Below are 15,807 nucleotides of genomic sequence, written 5' to 3' on the forward strand. Positions count from 1 at the left end.
TTATGTCATTAAAAAATGTGAGGTTAGAAGTCATGCAGTTTTTGGAAAAAGACGTAGACGCATTAATAGAAAAATATTTAATTCCGATAGAAAAAATTTGGCAACCAACAGATTTTTTACCAGATTCTGAAGGCGATACTTTTTTTGAAGAAGTAAAAGAAATTAGAGAATTAGCCAAAGAGCTCCCTTACGATTTTTGGGTAGTTCTTGTAGGCGATATGATTACCGAAGAAGCCCTACCAACTTACGAATCTTGGTTAATGGATGTTGAAGGTGTTGGCCAGGTAGAACGCAACGGATGGTCTAAGTGGGTGCGCCACTGGACTGCCGAAGAAAACAGACACGGCGACGTACTTAACAAGTATTTATACCTTTCTGGCCGTGTAAATATGCGCGAGATAGAAAAAACCACCCAATATTTAATTTCCGATGGTTTTGATATCGGTACCGATCGTGACCCATACAAAAACTTTGTATACACCAGTTTCCAAGAGTTGGCCACCTACATTTCGCACAATCGTGTAGCCAAGTTAGCCAAAGACAGAGGCAATAAACAATTGAGTAAAATGTGTCGTATTATTTCGGGCGACGAAATGAGACACCACAATGCCTATAGCGAATTTGTAGAGCGTATTTTTAAAGTAGACCCAAGCCAAATGATGATGGCGTTTCATTACATGATGAAACAAAAAATTACGATGCCGGCTCACTTTTTAAGAGAATCTGGCGACAAAATTAGCACGGCTTTCGAAGAGTTTTCGAACACTGCACAGCGTATTGGTGTGTACACATCTGTTGATTATGTGCAAATTTTAGAAAAGCTTATTGATCGTTGGGAAATTGAAAAAATTACAGGATTAACAGATGAAGCAGAAAAAGCCAGAGATTATTTGGTTAAGCTTCCCGCAAGAATGATGCGATTAGCAGAACGTATGAAAATTCCTGAAAACTCATATCAATTTAAGTGGGTTGAGCCCGCAAAACTTTAAGCATTACTTAGATAAACTGAGGTCTGAAAAGTTAAAAAGTATCGTCATTCTGTGCTCGACACAGAATCTCTCTACACTGAAAATTGGTGGTTAGAGCATCTGAAATAAATTCAGATTGACGAAAAATTAACTTTTCAGACCTTTTTTTCATGACAATTATGAGCGATACTACTATTATACCACAAACCATAGATTTTGTTAAACACACGCTACAACATGCCGAAGGCGGGCACGATTGGTTTCATATAGAACGGGTTTACAACAATGCTAAACTAATTGCAAAAACCGAAAACGTAAACCTATTGGTTGTAGAATTAGCTGCTCTTTTACACGATATTGCCGATAGTAAGTTTTATGATGGCGACGAAACCATTGGCCCAAAAATGGCTTCAGAGTTTTTAAACAGTATTCATGTTGACAATACTACAATTAACCATGTAGTTGCGATTATTGAAAACATTTCGTTTAAAGGCGGGCACACTAAAAGCTCTTTTTCTTCAATAGAACTAGATGTTGTTCAAGATGCCGATCGATTAGACGCCATTGGCGCCATTGGTATTGCCAGATGTTTTAATTATGGAGGCTTTAAAAACAGAGCCATTTACGACCCGAACATCGCACCAAATCTAAACATGACGAAAGAAGCTTATAAGGCATCTACTGCGCCTTCCATAAATCATTTTTATGAAAAGCTTTTACTTTTAAAAGATAAAATGAACACTCTAACCGGTAAGACCATAGCAGCACAACGCCACGAATTTATGGAGTTGTATCTAAAACAATTTTACGCCGAATGGAACGGCGAACGCTAATTATTGAATAATACGCGTCATTTCACTTCGATATTTAGAAGCAGTGGTTCCGGTAATCTCGTTAAAAAATTTATTGAAATGCGAGAAATTATTAAAGCCGCATTCAAAACAAATATCGGTTATACTCATTTTACTTTCTTGAAGCAATTTAGTAGCATGCACTACGCGGTATTCGTTAACTAACTTGGTAAATGTTTTTCCTGTTGCTTTTTTAAAGAATCTACAAAACGCCGGCACCGTCATGTTTACTTTACCAGCCATGTCTTCTAAACTAATGTGCTCCTGAAAGTTATTATTTATGTACTTAAAAATAACATCTATTTTAGCACTGTCTTGAGGTTCGGTTTCGAAAGCCACACCATCTACATTTAATAAGGTATAATGTTCGCTAAGCGCTAAATCGTTTAAAATTTCCAAAAATTTTAAAACCCTATTAAAACCCTGAAGGTCGTTTAAAGATTCTATTTTAGGGCCAACCAAAAATTTAGTTTCAGGTTTGTAAAGAATTCCTTTTTTAGCGCGCTCAAACAGTAAAGCGATGCGTTCCATCTCTGGAAGTTTAAAAAACGAATCTCCCAAGAAATCTGGTAAAAACTGTATAATGGTTTCCGAACCGCTAGCTGTTAAACGATCTGTAAATCCGTTATGCGGCAAATTAGATCCAATAAGGATAAGCTGACTATTATTAAAATAAGACAAATGGTTACCAATATGGCGTTTACCTTGTCCTTTATTTACATAAACCAATTCTAATTCTGGATGAAAATGCCAAAACGCACGGCTTTTGTGCGCTTCTTGCGTATGGTGCCTAACCACTAAGGAACTTCCAAAGCTGGGCGTTACTTTTTCGTATGTAGGTTTTATTTTCATAGGGTACAGGTTTTTACACAAAAATACAAAATGCTGCAAAGGTATAACATGTTCTTAATTATCTATAATATATGCTAAATTATCTTTACAAAAGCTTAACGTAAATTTCACAGTTAATATTCCACACAAAATAGGCAATATTGATGTTTTACAGCTTAAAATACCACCCTATATTTGTCATGTAATCATACAACAAGCTGTAAGTCTTAGCTTACCTTTTTGGATAACAACAATAAAGTTCTCAATACTCGAATACATAACCTATTTAATACGAGTATGATAAAATATAATTTTTGAATTTAAATAAATAGTTAGTTAGACTATGTCAATTAGTTAGTTTGTTAGAGTGGGTCTGGTTAACCCACTCTTTTTTTTTATTTATTTAAATTACAGAATTATCATCTTCATGAGTTTTTAAGTACTAAAAACGGCTCCCGATTAAAATTTTATACTTTTTTTTAATCAGCCTTCAAAAAAAACTTCAAACTACAACGTTTTCGATTCAAAAAATATTACAATATAGAACATAAAATGTTTTATTTTAACTCAATAAAACATATTTACAACGTTTTCGGATAATATAGCATACAAACAAGGCAATATTGATGTTTTTCAGCATGTAAAACCGCTCTATATTTGCAGTGTTAATCGTTAAGAAAAACAACATGAAAAACGTAATTAAATTTAGCATGTGCCTATTAGTAATGGTTACTACAATGGCAACAAGTTACGCAGGTAACACAAAAAAAGAAGATGATGATAAAGGTAAAATGGTTATAACATTAACCTTAAATAACGTAAAAGCTGGTCAACAATTAGTAATTAAGGATTTAGATGGTTTAACCATTTACAAAGAAGCTATTGCTACTACTGGTTTATACAACAACACGTTTAACTTAAAAGCGTTACCAGAAGGAACATATTATTTTGAGCACTATAAAGATTTACAAATTAAACGTATTCCTTTTACAGTTGCCAAAGGCGAAGTTTCTTTTGATAGCAACAACGGTAAAACATTCTTTAAGCCAGTGGTACGCAAACAAGGCAACGTTATGTATTTAACCCAATTAGCTTTAGACAAAGAAGATTTAAATGTAGCAATATACTACAGCAGCGATGTAAAATCTGATTTCGAGTTAATCCATGCAGAGCATGTTACCGACACCTTAAACATCGAGCGTATTTACCAATTATCTCCAGAAAGAAAAGGAGAATACAGAGTAGTACTTACCACAAATGGCGAAGATTTTGTAGAAAACTTCACCTTATAAAATATTAAATGAATAGTTAGTTAGACTATGTCAATTAGTTAGTTAGTTTGTTAGAGAGCGGGTCTGGTTAACCCGCTCTTTTTTTTGTTTATTATTCAAGTAAAAAACACAAACAAGCAACACCGTCTTAGCACATGAACCTCATCTACATTTAAAATTCAATTAACATATACTCCGCTAAATTTCGAGATGGTTATATGTATTTTAATTTAAGATTAACCTGAATCGCCTTATCTAAAAGTCCATTTGCCGTCGTAAATTTTATAATACCAAACTACGCGGTTATTACAAAGCTTTTACGTGTATTCCTTAAAATGATCAAGCATAACGGATGCACAAAATTACCAAAAATATACTCTATATTAACCTTACAAAAGCTTAACTTAAATTTTACAGATAATATAGCATACAAAATAGCCAATATCGATGTTTTAGATACCACCAACACCCCATACATTTGTAGTGTTAATTGTTAAAAACAATCACTATGAAAAAGGTATTACAATTTAGTATTTGCATGTTAGCCGTTTTAACTAGCATAGCAACAACCTATGCCAAAGACAACAAAGTAAAGGTTGACGACAAAAACAAAAAAGAGATTACATTAACGCTAGACGATGTTAAACAAGGCCAGCAACTTTTAATAAAAGATATTAATGGCTTGACACTTTATAAAGAAGATTTTAAAAATACAGGCAGCTACAGCAATACGTTCAATCTTTCTAATTTACCCAACGGAAGTTATTATTTTGAACACGAAAAAGATTACCAAGTAAAAATTATTCCTTTCGAAATACAATCTGGAGCAGCAGCTTATAATACTGCAAATTTTGTAACATTGTTTAAACCCGTTACCCGTTTTAAAAACAACACGGTATACATCTCGAAATTAGCTTTAAACAAAGAAGATTTACACATAAAAATCTACTACAAAAAGAACAGCAATACTACCCATACAGATTTTGAACTTTTACACTCCGAAACTATCAGTAACCAAGTTAACATAGAACGTATTTACAGCCTATCTGAAAAGCAACAAGGAGAATATAAAATAGTATTTGAAACGGAAGGAAGATTTTATACAGAATACATGCATATTTAGCACACAACATATAGTTAGTTAGACTATGTAATTAGTTAGTTTGTTTAGAGTGGGTCTGGTTAACCCACTCTTTTTTTATTTACAAAACATTAACACAAAATCTCAATAACACACTAATTATTAAGTGTTTATTAAAAAAATTTAAACTATTACCCAGAGCCTATACTATTTTGCAGAACGCCTATACCAAACCCCAAAGCATATTAAACAATTCCGCAATTAAGGCATGTCGGTTACTAACCGAGATAAACCAATATTTCACCTTAAGAGCGACACCAATAAAATCTGCTACATTACCTTAAATATATTCTATTTTAACATTACAAAAACTTAACTTAAATTTTACAGGTAATTTAGCATATAAAGTAGCCAATATCGATGTTTTACACCCCAGTATTACAACCTACATTTGTAATGTTAATCGTTAAATAATTCAATTATGAAAAAAGTAATGAAACTCAGTATTTGCATGTTAGTAATGGTTTCTAGCATAGCAACAAGTTACGCCACTAACTTTTCATCATTTATTGATGATAAAGAGAAAATGGAGATTACGTTAACACTTAAAGATGCAAAAGAAGGACAGCAATTATTAATAAAAGATGTTAATGGTTTAATCTTACACAAAGAAACAATAGAAAAGACAGGCTTGTACAACAACACCTTCGATTTAACCAATTTGCCAAACGGTAACTATTATTTCGAACATCAAAAAGCCTATCAAATCAAAATCATTCCTTTTAATGTAAAAACGGGTACTGTTGCCTTTATAACAGATAAAGAGATTACACTTTTTAAGCCTGTTTTAAGAGTAAAGGAAAACAACATTTTAATTTCTAAACTGGCTTTAGAAAAAGAACCTTTACACGTAAAAATTTACTACAATACCAATTTAAGAGGAGCCGATTACGAACTTATTCATGCCGATACAATTACCAACGAAATGAATATCGAGCGCATCTATCAATTAGATGGTAAAGAACACGGTGATTACCGTATCGTTTTCGAATCGAACGGCAGAGAATACGTAGAATATTTTAAAATATAATGTTTATCTAGTCACTAAGTTTATTGTAAAGAGGCCGCCTAAAAAGTTTAAAAGTACGTCATTCTGTGCTTGACACAGAATCTCACCATATTGAAAATCAATAATTATGAGAATCTGAAATAAATTCAGATTGACAAAAAACTAACTTTTTGGACAGCCTCTTTCTTATGTTTTATAACCCCAGAAAATCACTTATTAAACTGCGCTTTGCGTTTTTCTAAAAAAGCGGTAGTACCTTCTTTAAAATCATCGGTTCCAAAACAAGCGCCAAAAGCTTCAATTTCCGAAGCATAACCATTAACATTTGCCTTATACCCTGCATTAATTACCGCAATGGCTTTACCAATGGCAACAGGCGAATTTTTCATTATTTTTTGAGCTATCCCTTCGCAAAACTCCAATAAAGTATCTTGCTCCACAACATGATTTACTAAACCGTAATGCAAGGCTTGCTCGGCGTTAATCATTCCTGCAGTCATAATCATTTCCATAGCGCGACCTTTACCCACTAATTGTGGCAAACGCTGCGTACCGCCATAACCAGGAATAACCCCTAAAGAAACCTCCGGAAGTCCCATTTTAGCATTGGTACTAGCCACTCTAAAATGGCACGCCATAGCTAACTCTAAACCTCCACCTAAAGCGAAACCATTAACAGCAGCTATAACTGGTGTTTGCAAATTTTCTACAAAATCGAACAGCAACTCCTGACCTTTTGCTGCCAAAGCAGCGCCTTGATCGACATTAAAATGTGCGAATTCACTAATATCCGCACCGGCAACAAAGGCCTTTTCTCCAGTTCCAGTAATTAGTATAACGCGTGTTTCGGTATTTTCATCTGCTAATTTAAAAGCTGAATGCAACTCGGCTATCGTTTCTTTATTTAAAGCATTTAATTTTGTAGGTCGGTTTATGGTTATAGTGGCAACCCCTTCGTGGGTTTCTAAAAGTAAATTATTAAACGTCATGTCTTTATAGTTTTGGAAAAGTAACAATAAACGTTGTTCCTTTTTCGTGTTGTGTTGTAAAGGTAATGTTTCCGTTATAAGTTTCCACAATATTCTTAACCATAGCCAGTCCAAGTCCCATACCACTAGATTTTGTGGTAAACTTTGGTTCGAATACTTTAGCTTCGTTTTCTTCGGAAATACCTGTACCGTTATCAGAAACGCTTAACCTAATAGCATTGTTTTGCAACGATACGTGCACAACTATTTTAGGCACGCGTTCTGGCGGAATTGATTGTATACCGTTTTTCACCAAATTGGTAACGATACGTATTAAATGTGTTTTATCGAACGTGGTAATTATGGTTTCCTGTTCGCACAGAAACACAATATAGTCTTCGTTAAAAATGTCTAAAGCCAATCGTACCGTACTAACAACATCTATCGTTTCGTTTTGCTGCGCTGGCATTTTAGCAAAATTCGAAAATGCCGATGCTATAGCACTCATGGTATCGATTTGTTGGATTAAAGTTTCGGAATACTCTTCGACTTTTTGATGAATTTGAGGATCGTTAGGATTAAATTTTCGTTGAAAATTCTGAACACTCAATCGCATTGGTGTTAAAGGGTTTTTAATTTCGTGCGCCACCTGTTTTGCCATTTCCCGCCAAGCCTGTTCGCGCTCACTCTTAGCCAATTTTACTGCGCTTTCCTCTAACTGATCGATCATACTATTATAGGAATTCACTAAAGTTGAAATTTCCTGACTCGCATCGTCTACATCTATACGCTCGTTACGTTTTTCCAGAGTTGTTGTATTAATTTTATCGCTTATGGTTTTTATCGATTTTGTTATATAATTGGCCAAAAAGAACGCTATTGCCGAAGCTAGAACCAACATAAACAAATAGGCGTAACTAATACGCTCCAAAAATTCATCGAGTTCCTTATCTAAAAAATCATCGTCTTCAAGATAAGGCAAATTAAGTATCGCTAAAGGTTTGTATTTTTGATCGGTGATATAAGAATACGACGATTGATACACTTTTTCGTTTTCATGTCGTTTTTCCACATAAGTATGTTCTACAGAATGCGATAAGCGATTTAATATTTTAGCATCTATACAACTAGGCACAGAATCTTGAGCAAAAGCAGCTCTAGAAGAGGTTAAAATGGTACCGTCTAAATCGTAAATATTAATCGTTAAATTATGAATGGTAGCAATTTCGTATATTTTATTTTTTAAGATTAAAGGAAGTTTTTCGGTTTTAACCTCGTACGAAGTTTCTTTTATAATAAAATTTAAGTGGGATTTTATGTTTTTCTCTTTACGCTCCAGACGTTGCTGATGATAATCTATCGCCTCTTCGCTGTACTGGTAAATCGCCACTACCACAATTAAAATAGATGCCAAAAGCACTACAAAAAGCATGGCCACAAAAATGCGAAGCCGTAAAGAGATTTTTTTTAGTTTCATATGTTATATCCTGTGCTAAATATAACAATAATCAAGCCAATCGTTTTAAGCTCTCGGATTTTTAGAACGAATGCGTTTATATACCTTAAAACCCAACATAAGTAAGGCACCAAGCACAAAAATGGCAATAACCCCAAAAATCCAATTCATGGCATTTTTTAGAATCACTAAAAACACAACTGCAAACAGAATAAATGTAGCGCCTTCGTTCCATAATCGCATAAAATTAGATGTTTTGGTAACCTCATCGCGCTGTAATTGCTTGAAAAACTGATGTGTTTTTAAATGATAAATAATAAGCAGCACCACAAAACCTAGCTTAACATGCATCCATCCCTGCTGCAACCATACAGGCATAATTACAAGTAAAAGTATTGCAAAAACCACAGCTAAAATTGCGGAAGGCCAAGTTATAATATACCACAATCGCTTGGCCATTAATTTTAGTTGATCGCCAAGAATTTCCTTTTCTGGTGATGGCTTATGAAATGCTTCGATTTGGTATACAAACAAGCGTGGAATGTAAAACAAACCTGCAAACCAGGTAATAACAAATATTAAATGAAGGGCTTTTATATAGTTGTAGTATTCCATAATTACGTTTATACCATTACACTTTTTTGCTCTAAATCGGTTTTTATTTCTTTATTTAGAAAATAGCCGGTTACCACGGTTGACAAAACATCGGAAATAGGAAAAGACACCCATACCCCCAACTCGCCAAAAAACTTTGGCAAAATTAAGATTAACGGAATAAAGAAAAAGCCTTGTCTGGTTAAAGTTAACAATAAGGCCGGAATTGCTTTTCCTATCGCCTGAAAATAAGCCGCTCCTATTAACTGAAGCGCAATAATTGGCGTTGCAGCAAATACCCACCTCATGGCAGAAGGTGTTTGTTGTAACACTGCTGAATCTTGTGTAAACATTTTGGTAATGCCTTCTGGAAAAGCCATCAGCAAAATAAAAATTAAAGTTGCCAAAACGGCTGCGTATTTAACCGCAATGTAGATGGATTTCTTTACCCTTAAATACTGTTGCGCACCGTAATTATATCCTGCTATGGGTAAAAACCCTTGTGTAATTCCAAATACAGGAAACAAAGCAAACATTAACATTCTGCCTACAATAGCATAGGCTGTAACCGAAACTTCGCCACCAAGATTAAACAAAATGTTATTCATAAATAAATACGTAACACTAACCACCGCCTGTCGAGCCAAGGTTACGAAGCCTAAAGAAGCCATTTCTTTTATTACAGCATATTTAAATTTTAAATATCGTGCTCGCACCTTTAAAACCGAAATACCTGAATTGAAATACCAAACAATGTATAACAAACAAAGCATATAAGATCCAGTGGTCGCCCAAGCAGCACCCGTCATGCCCATACCCAAAACATTGATAAAAATATAATCGAAAAGCAGGTTTCCTACCGAAGGAATCATCATGGCATACATGGCAAATTTAGGCTTACCCTCTGCCCTTATAACCGTATTCCCCATCATACATAAAGCCAAGAATGGCACCCCATACAATACAATGGTATAATACACTTTTGCGGGTTCGAAAATATTACCTTTACCCCCAAAAGACTGTATAATAGGATCTTTAAAATACAACCCCAACACCACAAAAATAGTGGTTAGCAAAAAAGTTAATGTAATTTGATTACCAAAAGTATCTAAAGCTTTGTCCAATTGTTTAGCGCCCAAAGCCCTAGAAATAATTGAAGATCCACCAATACCAATTGCCATACCCAAAGCTGCAATAAAAAACGATACTGGCAAAACAACATTAATAGCCGCTATGGCAATAGCACCAATCCAATTACCAACAAATATGGTATCGACTAGTACATTTAAAGACATTACTAAAATACCTATAGAAGCGGGTACCGCTTGCCGTATTAGCAATTTCCCTATGGGCTCTGTGCCTAAATCTACAGTAGATACACCTGCCATACTAATTTTTAATTAGACTTTTCAGCCCAAGTATTTATCCATGTCCCTAATAAATCTGCCCAAGCATCATCATCGTTCAAACAAGGTACGGTAGTAAATTCTTGCCCGCCAACTTCATGAAAAAGCTCTTGTCCTTCCATGGCAATTTCCTCTAGAGTTTCCAAGCAATCGCTAACAAAAGCAGGGGTTATAATAGCCATGTTCTTTACACCTTCTAAACCTAGACGCTCTATTGTTCTGTCGGTATAAGGCTGTAGCCACGGATCGAAACCTAATCGGGATTGGAACGACGTTGAAAATGTTCCTTCTTGCAACTGCAGTGTTTCGGCAACTAATCGTGTGACCTCTAAGCACTGATGCCTGTAACAAAATTCGTGTGCTTTTGACGGGGTTTTACAACACGACCCGTCTATCTTACAATGCGATTTAGTAACATCGCTTTTTCTAATATGACGTTCTGGGACACCATGATAAGAAAACAACACATGATCGTAAGATTTACCAGCCAAATGCTTTTTAATGGAGGCACTTAGCACTGCAATATAATCGGGTTTATTATAAAACGCCGGTAAATGATCTATTTTTAAATTTGAAAAATGCGCTTGTCTCAATTCTTCTGCTAAAACCAAAATAGTTTCGGTTGTTGCCATAGCAAATTGCGGATATAAAGGGATAAGAAATACGTGCTCTACCCCTTGATCTACCAACTCCTGAAGTCCTTTTTTTATCATCATAGAACCATATCGCATGGCCAAAGCCACAGGATAGTCGACTACTTTTTGAACTTTAGTTTGCAAGCGTTCAGAAATTACAATTAACGGAGACCCTTCGTCCCACCAAATCTTTTTGTACGCTGCCGCCGAAGCTTTTGGTCGCGTTTTTAAGATAATACCTTTTACAAGTGCCGTTCGCGCTATTAGTGGCAAATCTATAACGCGTTCATCCATTAAAAACTCTCCTAAATACGTTTTAACATCTTGGGGTGTTGGACTCTCTGGGGATCCTAAATTAACAAGTAAAATTCCTTTTTTCATATTGCAAAAATACAATAGAAAATACTATCAAACTATTTTATAACGATAGTATTACCTTATACGATATTAAATCAAATTGATTTAATATCGTGTTTAAATTCAAAAAAACTACAGGTCTTTGGTTTGGTGTTTTGTACGACTTTGCTTTTTAAAGGTTTCTGGCGATTGGCTTGCATCTAAATCTTGAAAAATCCCGCAAGACACTCCTGGTTTTACCAAAGATGCTTCTTTCGATTTTTTAAACCAAGCTTCAATTTCTGGTGATAAGTAGCCCATAATAATTATTTTTCAAATCATTTAAATCTACAAAAAATTACCGGCGCAAACAATACAAAATTCCACCTAACAAATGCTGTTTTACATTGGTATCGTTATACGCTTCAGCGGTATGGCCTAATCCTGTATAAAACATTCTTCCACCGTCGAATTCCTGACACCAAGCAATTGGGTGATGATGTCCATTTTCACCACCCGAGTAACTCGACTCGTCCAAAAATAAAAGCACCTGAATATCGCTACTAATCGATTTAAAATTATACCACTCATCAAAATGCGCCCATTCTGCTTCTAAATGCGCTGTTGCTTGATGAGCATATGGTGTCTTTTTTAAAATGGCTTTAGCTGGCTTTGGGTGATTTTCAAAATAGGCGCCAACCAATTTACCGTACCAAGGCCAATCGAATTCGGTATCTGTGGCAGCATGAACCCCCATAAAGCTACCACCTTGGTTTACGTAACGTTGTAATGCTGCCTCTTGCAAGGAATTTAACACATTTCCCGTTGTATTTAAAAATACCACCACTTTAAACTGTTTTAAATTCTCGTTTGTAAACTGTGCTGCATTTTCGGTGTGAAATACATTAAAACCATGTTCCTCTCCTAAAGCCTTAAATGTTTGCACACCAGCTTCTATAGATTTATGCCTAAAGCCCTCGGTTTTGGTAAACACAAGCACACGATCTACATGCTGTTGCGCCCAACCATTAATTACAACAAACAAAAAAGAGAGTAGCCATTTCATGGACATTAGTTTATAGATTGCAAGTATTTTTTAGGTGTGGTTCCGTACTTTTTTTTGAATGCGGCAATAAAATGGCTAGACGTGCTATACCCTACTTTTAACCCAACTTCGTTGACATTTAAACCTCCTGTTTCTAACAGTTTTCGGGCTTCTTCCATTTTATAATCAAATAAAAAGCTAAATACCGAATCGCCATAAATTTGCTTAAAGCCTTCCTTTAATTTTTTAAGACTCAACCCTATCTCATCGGCTAATTCTTGCAAACTTGGGGGTTCGGCCATTCTAGCAATAATAATGTCTTTGGCCTTACGTATTTTTATAACATTGGTTTCGTCTACCAAAAACGGACAATGCTCTGTATTGGCATCTTCACTCCTATTAAAATACAAACTCAACAACTCGTAGGCTTTCCCTTTTAAATACAAATTTTTAATAGATGCATTTAAATTATAATGTGCTATTTGTGTTAAAACTATAGCCATAGATGGTGATATTTTTCCATCTTTATAATATTTTTTATCCTTATTATCGTCGCTTAAAAACGAAATATATCCCGCTTCTTGCGAAAACAACGCATGAAACTCTTTAATAGAAATAAGCAAAGTTACCAACCACGAATTTGGATTAACCTCTAAATGAATTGGTAAATCTTGTTGCGGATTATACAAAAGCAACGAATTTTCTTCATTAATATTTAGCGTATAATTGCCTTTATTGAATTTAAACGCTAAAGCCCCTTTTAAACAAAAATGAAACTGAATGAAACTACTATCTATTGCACGCTCTACTATCTCTACACCAACGCCCTCATTTTTATAGGTTAACACGAAAAAACCATCCTCGACCAGGGCTTCATCAAAAGTTCTTATAGCGTTATTCTTTATATTTATCGACATCTCTTGCTTTTCTATTTTATTTAGACCTATTCTAAACAACACCCTCTAAAAGTATTGTTATTACTACAAAACTACAATATTTCTTATATTAGAATGAAAATATGTTTTAAAACACTCTTAACGACACTAAAAGTTCTTTGAGCGTTATTTTTTTAAAAAATGTCATTATACTTTTGTCCAACAAATACAATCAACTTTATTAATGAGTCAAAATCATGCCCTTAGAGGCACTTCTTTTTACGCTATAGGATTAAGTTACAAAAAAGCCGACGCCGAAACTAGAGGGCATTTTAGTTTAGACGACGCTGGTAAACACGCTGTACTTGAACAAGCTAAAGCAAATGGTATAGAAAGTTTGATTGTAACTTCTACCTGTAACCGTACAGAAATTTACGGTTTTGCAGAGCATCCATTTCAGCTTATTAAATTACTTTGCGATAACACAAAAGGAACTGTAGACGAGTTTCAGCAAGTGGCTTATGTGTATAAAAACAAAGAAGCAATCTCGCACATGTTTCGTGTGGGGTCTGGTTTAGACAGCCAAATACTTGGCGATTTCGAGATTATAAGTCAGCTAAAAATTAGCGCTAAAATGTCTAAAAAAGCTGGAGTATTAAACACCTTTTTAGAGCGTTTAATAAACATGGTTACCCAAGCCAGCAAACGCATAAAAACAGAAACCGAAATTTCGTCTGGAGCAACTTCGGTATCGTTTGCTTCGGTACAATACATATTAAACCACGTAGAAAACGTATCGGCCAAAAATATTTTATTGTTTGGCACTGGAAAAATTGGTCGAAATACTTGCGAGAATTTGGTAAAGCATACTAAAAACGACCATATTAAACTAATTAACAGAACTAAAGATAAGGCCGAAAAAATAGCTGGAAAATTCAATTTACTAGTTAAAGACTACGCTAACCTTCAAGAAGAAATTAACACATCGGATATTTTAATTGTTGCCACAGGAGCTCAAAACCCTACAGTTGATAAACATTTAATTCAGACTAAAAATCCGTTATTAATTTTAGACTTGTCTATCCCTAAAAATGTAGATGAAAATGTTACGGATTTAGACAATGTGCGCTTAATTCATTTAGATCATTTATCGCAAATTACAGACGAGACTCTAGAAAAACGCAAAGCCTATATTCCTGTTGCAGAGACCATTTTAGAAGATGTTAAAAAAGAATTTAACGACTGGTTAGAAACTAGAAAATTCGCACCAACCATTAAAGCGCTTAAAAACAAACTCCTGGACTTTAAAACCGCAGAATTAGACACACAACGTAAAAAAATTCAAGGATTTAACGAGGAGCAGGCAGAGTTAATAAGCAATAATATTATTCAAAAAATAACAAATCATTTTGCGCATCATTTAAGAGACGATGATTTTTCTACCAACGAAAGCTTAGAATTTATAAAAAAAGTCTTTCAGTTAGACACACCAACAAATGCATAAAACAATTCGCATTGGCACAAGAGACAGCCAATTGGCGCTGTGGCAAGCAAATACCGTACAATCTCAACTAAACGAATTAGGCTATAATACAGAAATTGTTGCCGTAAAATCTACTGGCGATTTAATTCTAGACCAACCTTTATACGAGCTAGGCATTACAGGAATTTTCACTAAAACCTTAGATGTCGCTATGCTTAACGGCACTGTAGATATTGCTGTACACTCCATGAAAGATGTACCAACCCTACTGCCTAAAGGTATTGTGCAATCGGCTGTTTTACCAAGAGCCAACGTAAGCGATATTTTAGTTTATAAAGATTTAGATTTTTTAAATTCTGAAGGTACTATAGGCACAGGAAGTTTAAGACGTAAGGCCCAATGGCTTAACAAATACCCAAACCATAAAGTTGAAGATTTAAGAGGGAATGTAAATACCAGACTTCAAAAACTTGACAACAACACTTGGAATGCCGCCATTTTTGCCAAAGCAGGTTTAGAACGCATAAATGTGCTACCAGAACACCATATAGAGCTGGACTGGATGGTACCTGCACCAGCACAAGGCGCGATGGTTGTGGTAACATTAGAAAAAGACAAAGATATTACAGAAGCCGTTTCTAAACTAAATAATTACGAAACAGACATTTGCACCTATGTAGAACGTGAATTTTTACGTATATTAGAAGCAGGTTGTACAGCTCCTGTTGGAGGTTTGGCAACCATAACCAATGATACTATTGCGTTTACGGGTGTGCTATTAGCTCTAAACGGCAGTAAAAAACTAACCGTAAACCTAACAGAGTCCGTAGCAAATTACAAAGGCTTCGGAAAACGTTGTGCTTTAGAAATCATTGAAAATGGTGGAAAAGAACTCATGAATTCTATAAAAAAAGAAATGAATTCATAAAAACATTGTT

16 protein-coding genes are annotated in these 15,807 nt (G+C 34.9%); 7 read left to right on the forward strand and 9 right to left on the reverse strand.

All coding sequences use genetic code 11. The features are described 5' to 3' along the window. Positions 1 to 2 precede the first annotated feature (2 nt). Positions 3 to 989 (forward strand): acyl-ACP desaturase, encoded by a 987-nt coding sequence (locus ACR9EA_RS16150; protein WP_435135368.1) that lies wholly within the window; start codon positions 3 to 5, stop codon positions 987 to 989. Between the two features lie 158 nt (positions 990 to 1,147). Then, positions 1,148 to 1,801, forward strand: coding sequence for an HD domain-containing protein (locus ACR9EA_RS16155; protein WP_435135371.1), 654 nt, complete (start codon positions 1,148 to 1,150; stop codon positions 1,799 to 1,801). Here ACR9EA_RS16155 and ACR9EA_RS16160 read toward each other — a convergent pair whose 3' ends face one another. Next, complete coding sequence (locus ACR9EA_RS16160) at positions 1,802 to 2,671, reverse strand: AraC family transcriptional regulator (RefSeq protein ID WP_435135374.1); 870 nt, start codon at positions 2,669 to 2,671, stop codon at positions 1,802 to 1,804. 665 nt (positions 2,672 to 3,336) lie between these two features. On the opposite strand from ACR9EA_RS16160, the gene ACR9EA_RS16165 reads away from it, so the two are divergent. The 3 genes from ACR9EA_RS16165 to ACR9EA_RS16175 all read left to right on the forward strand — a co-directional run bounded on the left by ACR9EA_RS16165 (position 3,337) and on the right by ACR9EA_RS16175 (position 6,092). Then, complete coding sequence (locus ACR9EA_RS16165; protein ID WP_435135376.1) at positions 3,337 to 3,942, forward strand: hypothetical protein; 606 nt, start codon at positions 3,337 to 3,339, stop codon at positions 3,940 to 3,942. Between the two features lie 487 nt (positions 3,943 to 4,429). Continuing rightward, positions 4,430 to 5,044 (forward strand): hypothetical protein, encoded by a 615-nt coding sequence (locus tag ACR9EA_RS16170; protein ID WP_435135379.1) that lies wholly within the window; start codon positions 4,430 to 4,432, stop codon positions 5,042 to 5,044. Positions 5,045 to 5,483: 439 nt separating this feature from the next. Then, positions 5,484 to 6,092: a hypothetical protein gene (locus tag ACR9EA_RS16175; RefSeq protein WP_435135382.1), complete on the forward strand. Its 609-nt coding sequence runs from the start codon at positions 5,484 to 5,486 to the stop codon at positions 6,090 to 6,092. Between the two features lie 188 nt (positions 6,093 to 6,280). Here the strand turns inward: ACR9EA_RS16175 and ACR9EA_RS16180 are convergent, their stop codons facing one another. The 8 genes from ACR9EA_RS16180 to ACR9EA_RS16215 all read right to left on the reverse strand — a co-directional run bounded on the left by ACR9EA_RS16180 (position 6,281) and on the right by ACR9EA_RS16215 (position 13,428). After that, positions 6,281 to 7,060, reverse strand: coding sequence for an enoyl-CoA hydratase/isomerase family protein (locus ACR9EA_RS16180; protein WP_435135384.1), 780 nt, complete (start codon positions 7,058 to 7,060; stop codon positions 6,281 to 6,283). Positions 7,061 to 7,064: 4 nt separating this feature from the next. After that, positions 7,065 to 8,516 carry an ATP-binding protein gene (locus tag ACR9EA_RS16185; RefSeq protein WP_435135387.1) on the reverse strand — a complete coding sequence of 484 codons (1,452 nt, stop codon included), beginning with the start codon at positions 8,514 to 8,516 and terminating at the stop codon, positions 7,065 to 7,067. A gap of 45 nt (positions 8,517 to 8,561) precedes the next feature. Next, positions 8,562 to 9,110 (reverse strand): CopD family protein, encoded by a 549-nt coding sequence (locus ACR9EA_RS16190; protein ID WP_435135390.1) that lies wholly within the window; start codon positions 9,108 to 9,110, stop codon positions 8,562 to 8,564. A gap of 8 nt (positions 9,111 to 9,118) precedes the next feature. Next, on the reverse strand, positions 9,119 to 10,477 hold the full coding sequence (locus tag ACR9EA_RS16195) for an MATE family efflux transporter (RefSeq protein ID WP_435135393.1): 1,359 nt from the start codon (positions 10,475 to 10,477) through the stop codon (positions 9,119 to 9,121). 8 nt (positions 10,478 to 10,485) lie between these two features. Beyond that, on the reverse strand, positions 10,486 to 11,511 hold the full coding sequence (hemH, locus tag ACR9EA_RS16200) for a ferrochelatase (RefSeq protein WP_435135396.1): 1,026 nt from the start codon (positions 11,509 to 11,511) through the stop codon (positions 10,486 to 10,488). Between the two features lie 108 nt (positions 11,512 to 11,619). Then, on the reverse strand, positions 11,620 to 11,787 hold the full coding sequence (locus tag ACR9EA_RS16205; RefSeq protein ID WP_435135398.1) for a hypothetical protein: 168 nt from the start codon (positions 11,785 to 11,787) through the stop codon (positions 11,620 to 11,622). A 37-nt stretch (positions 11,788 to 11,824) separates the two neighbouring features. After that, complete coding sequence (locus ACR9EA_RS16210; RefSeq protein WP_435135401.1) at positions 11,825 to 12,532, reverse strand: ThuA domain-containing protein; 708 nt, start codon at positions 12,530 to 12,532, stop codon at positions 11,825 to 11,827. Between the two features lie 5 nt (positions 12,533 to 12,537). Beyond that, complete coding sequence (locus ACR9EA_RS16215) at positions 12,538 to 13,428, reverse strand: helix-turn-helix transcriptional regulator (RefSeq protein WP_435135404.1); 891 nt, start codon at positions 13,426 to 13,428, stop codon at positions 12,538 to 12,540. Between the two features lie 202 nt (positions 13,429 to 13,630). Between ACR9EA_RS16215 and hemA the strand changes: the two genes are divergently transcribed. Beyond that, complete coding sequence (gene hemA, locus ACR9EA_RS16220) at positions 13,631 to 14,890, forward strand: glutamyl-tRNA reductase (protein WP_435135407.1); 1,260 nt, start codon at positions 13,631 to 13,633, stop codon at positions 14,888 to 14,890. Then, positions 14,883 to 15,797 (forward strand): hydroxymethylbilane synthase, encoded by a 915-nt coding sequence (gene hemC, locus ACR9EA_RS16225; RefSeq protein WP_435135410.1) that lies wholly within the window; start codon positions 14,883 to 14,885, stop codon positions 15,795 to 15,797. The genes hemA and hemC overlap by 8 nt, the downstream gene beginning before the upstream one ends. Positions 15,798 to 15,807 lie beyond the last annotated feature (10 nt).

This window comes from Formosa sp. A9 (genome assembly GCF_051200825.1).
Classification (GTDB): Bacteria; Bacteroidota; Bacteroidia; order Flavobacteriales; family Flavobacteriaceae; genus Formosa.

Excerpts from the sequence above, each read along its gene's own strand:
- ACR9EA_RS16210 (WP_435135401.1), bottom strand. The coding sequence starts at position 12,532 with ATGAAATGGCTACTCTCTTTTTTGTTTGTTGTAATTAATGGTTGGGCG.
- ACR9EA_RS16185 (WP_435135387.1), bottom strand. The coding sequence starts at position 8,516 with ATGAAACTAAAAAAAATCTCTTTACGGCTTCGCATTTTTGTGGCCATG.
- hemC (WP_435135410.1), top strand. The coding sequence starts at position 14,883 with ATGCATAAAACAATTCGCATTGGCACAAGAGACAGCCAATTGGCGCTG.
- hemA (WP_435135407.1), top strand. The coding sequence starts at position 13,631 with ATGAGTCAAAATCATGCCCTTAGAGGCACTTCTTTTTACGCTATAGGA.
- ACR9EA_RS16195 (WP_435135393.1), bottom strand. The coding sequence starts at position 10,477 with ATGGCAGGTGTATCTACTGTAGATTTAGGCACAGAGCCCATAGGGAAA.
- ACR9EA_RS16150 (WP_435135368.1), top strand. The coding sequence starts at position 3 with ATGTCATTAAAAAATGTGAGGTTAGAAGTCATGCAGTTTTTGGAAAAA.
- ACR9EA_RS16160 (WP_435135374.1), bottom strand. The coding sequence starts at position 2,671 with ATGAAAATAAAACCTACATACGAAAAAGTAACGCCCAGCTTTGGAAGT.
- ACR9EA_RS16170 (WP_435135379.1), top strand. The coding sequence starts at position 4,430 with ATGAAAAAGGTATTACAATTTAGTATTTGCATGTTAGCCGTTTTAACT.
- ACR9EA_RS16155 (WP_435135371.1), top strand. The coding sequence starts at position 1,148 with ATGAGCGATACTACTATTATACCACAAACCATAGATTTTGTTAAACAC.
- ACR9EA_RS16215 (WP_435135404.1), bottom strand. The coding sequence starts at position 13,428 with ATGTCGATAAATATAAAGAATAACGCTATAAGAACTTTTGATGAAGCC.
- hemH (WP_435135396.1), bottom strand. The coding sequence starts at position 11,511 with ATGAAAAAAGGAATTTTACTTGTTAATTTAGGATCCCCAGAGAGTCCA.
- ACR9EA_RS16180 (WP_435135384.1), bottom strand. The coding sequence starts at position 7,060 with ATGACGTTTAATAATTTACTTTTAGAAACCCACGAAGGGGTTGCCACT.
- ACR9EA_RS16175 (WP_435135382.1), top strand. The coding sequence starts at position 5,484 with ATGAAAAAAGTAATGAAACTCAGTATTTGCATGTTAGTAATGGTTTCT.
- ACR9EA_RS16190 (WP_435135390.1), bottom strand. The coding sequence starts at position 9,110 with ATGGAATACTACAACTATATAAAAGCCCTTCATTTAATATTTGTTATT.
- ACR9EA_RS16165 (WP_435135376.1), top strand. The coding sequence starts at position 3,337 with ATGAAAAACGTAATTAAATTTAGCATGTGCCTATTAGTAATGGTTACT.
- ACR9EA_RS16205 (WP_435135398.1), bottom strand. The coding sequence starts at position 11,787 with ATGGGCTACTTATCACCAGAAATTGAAGCTTGGTTTAAAAAATCGAAA.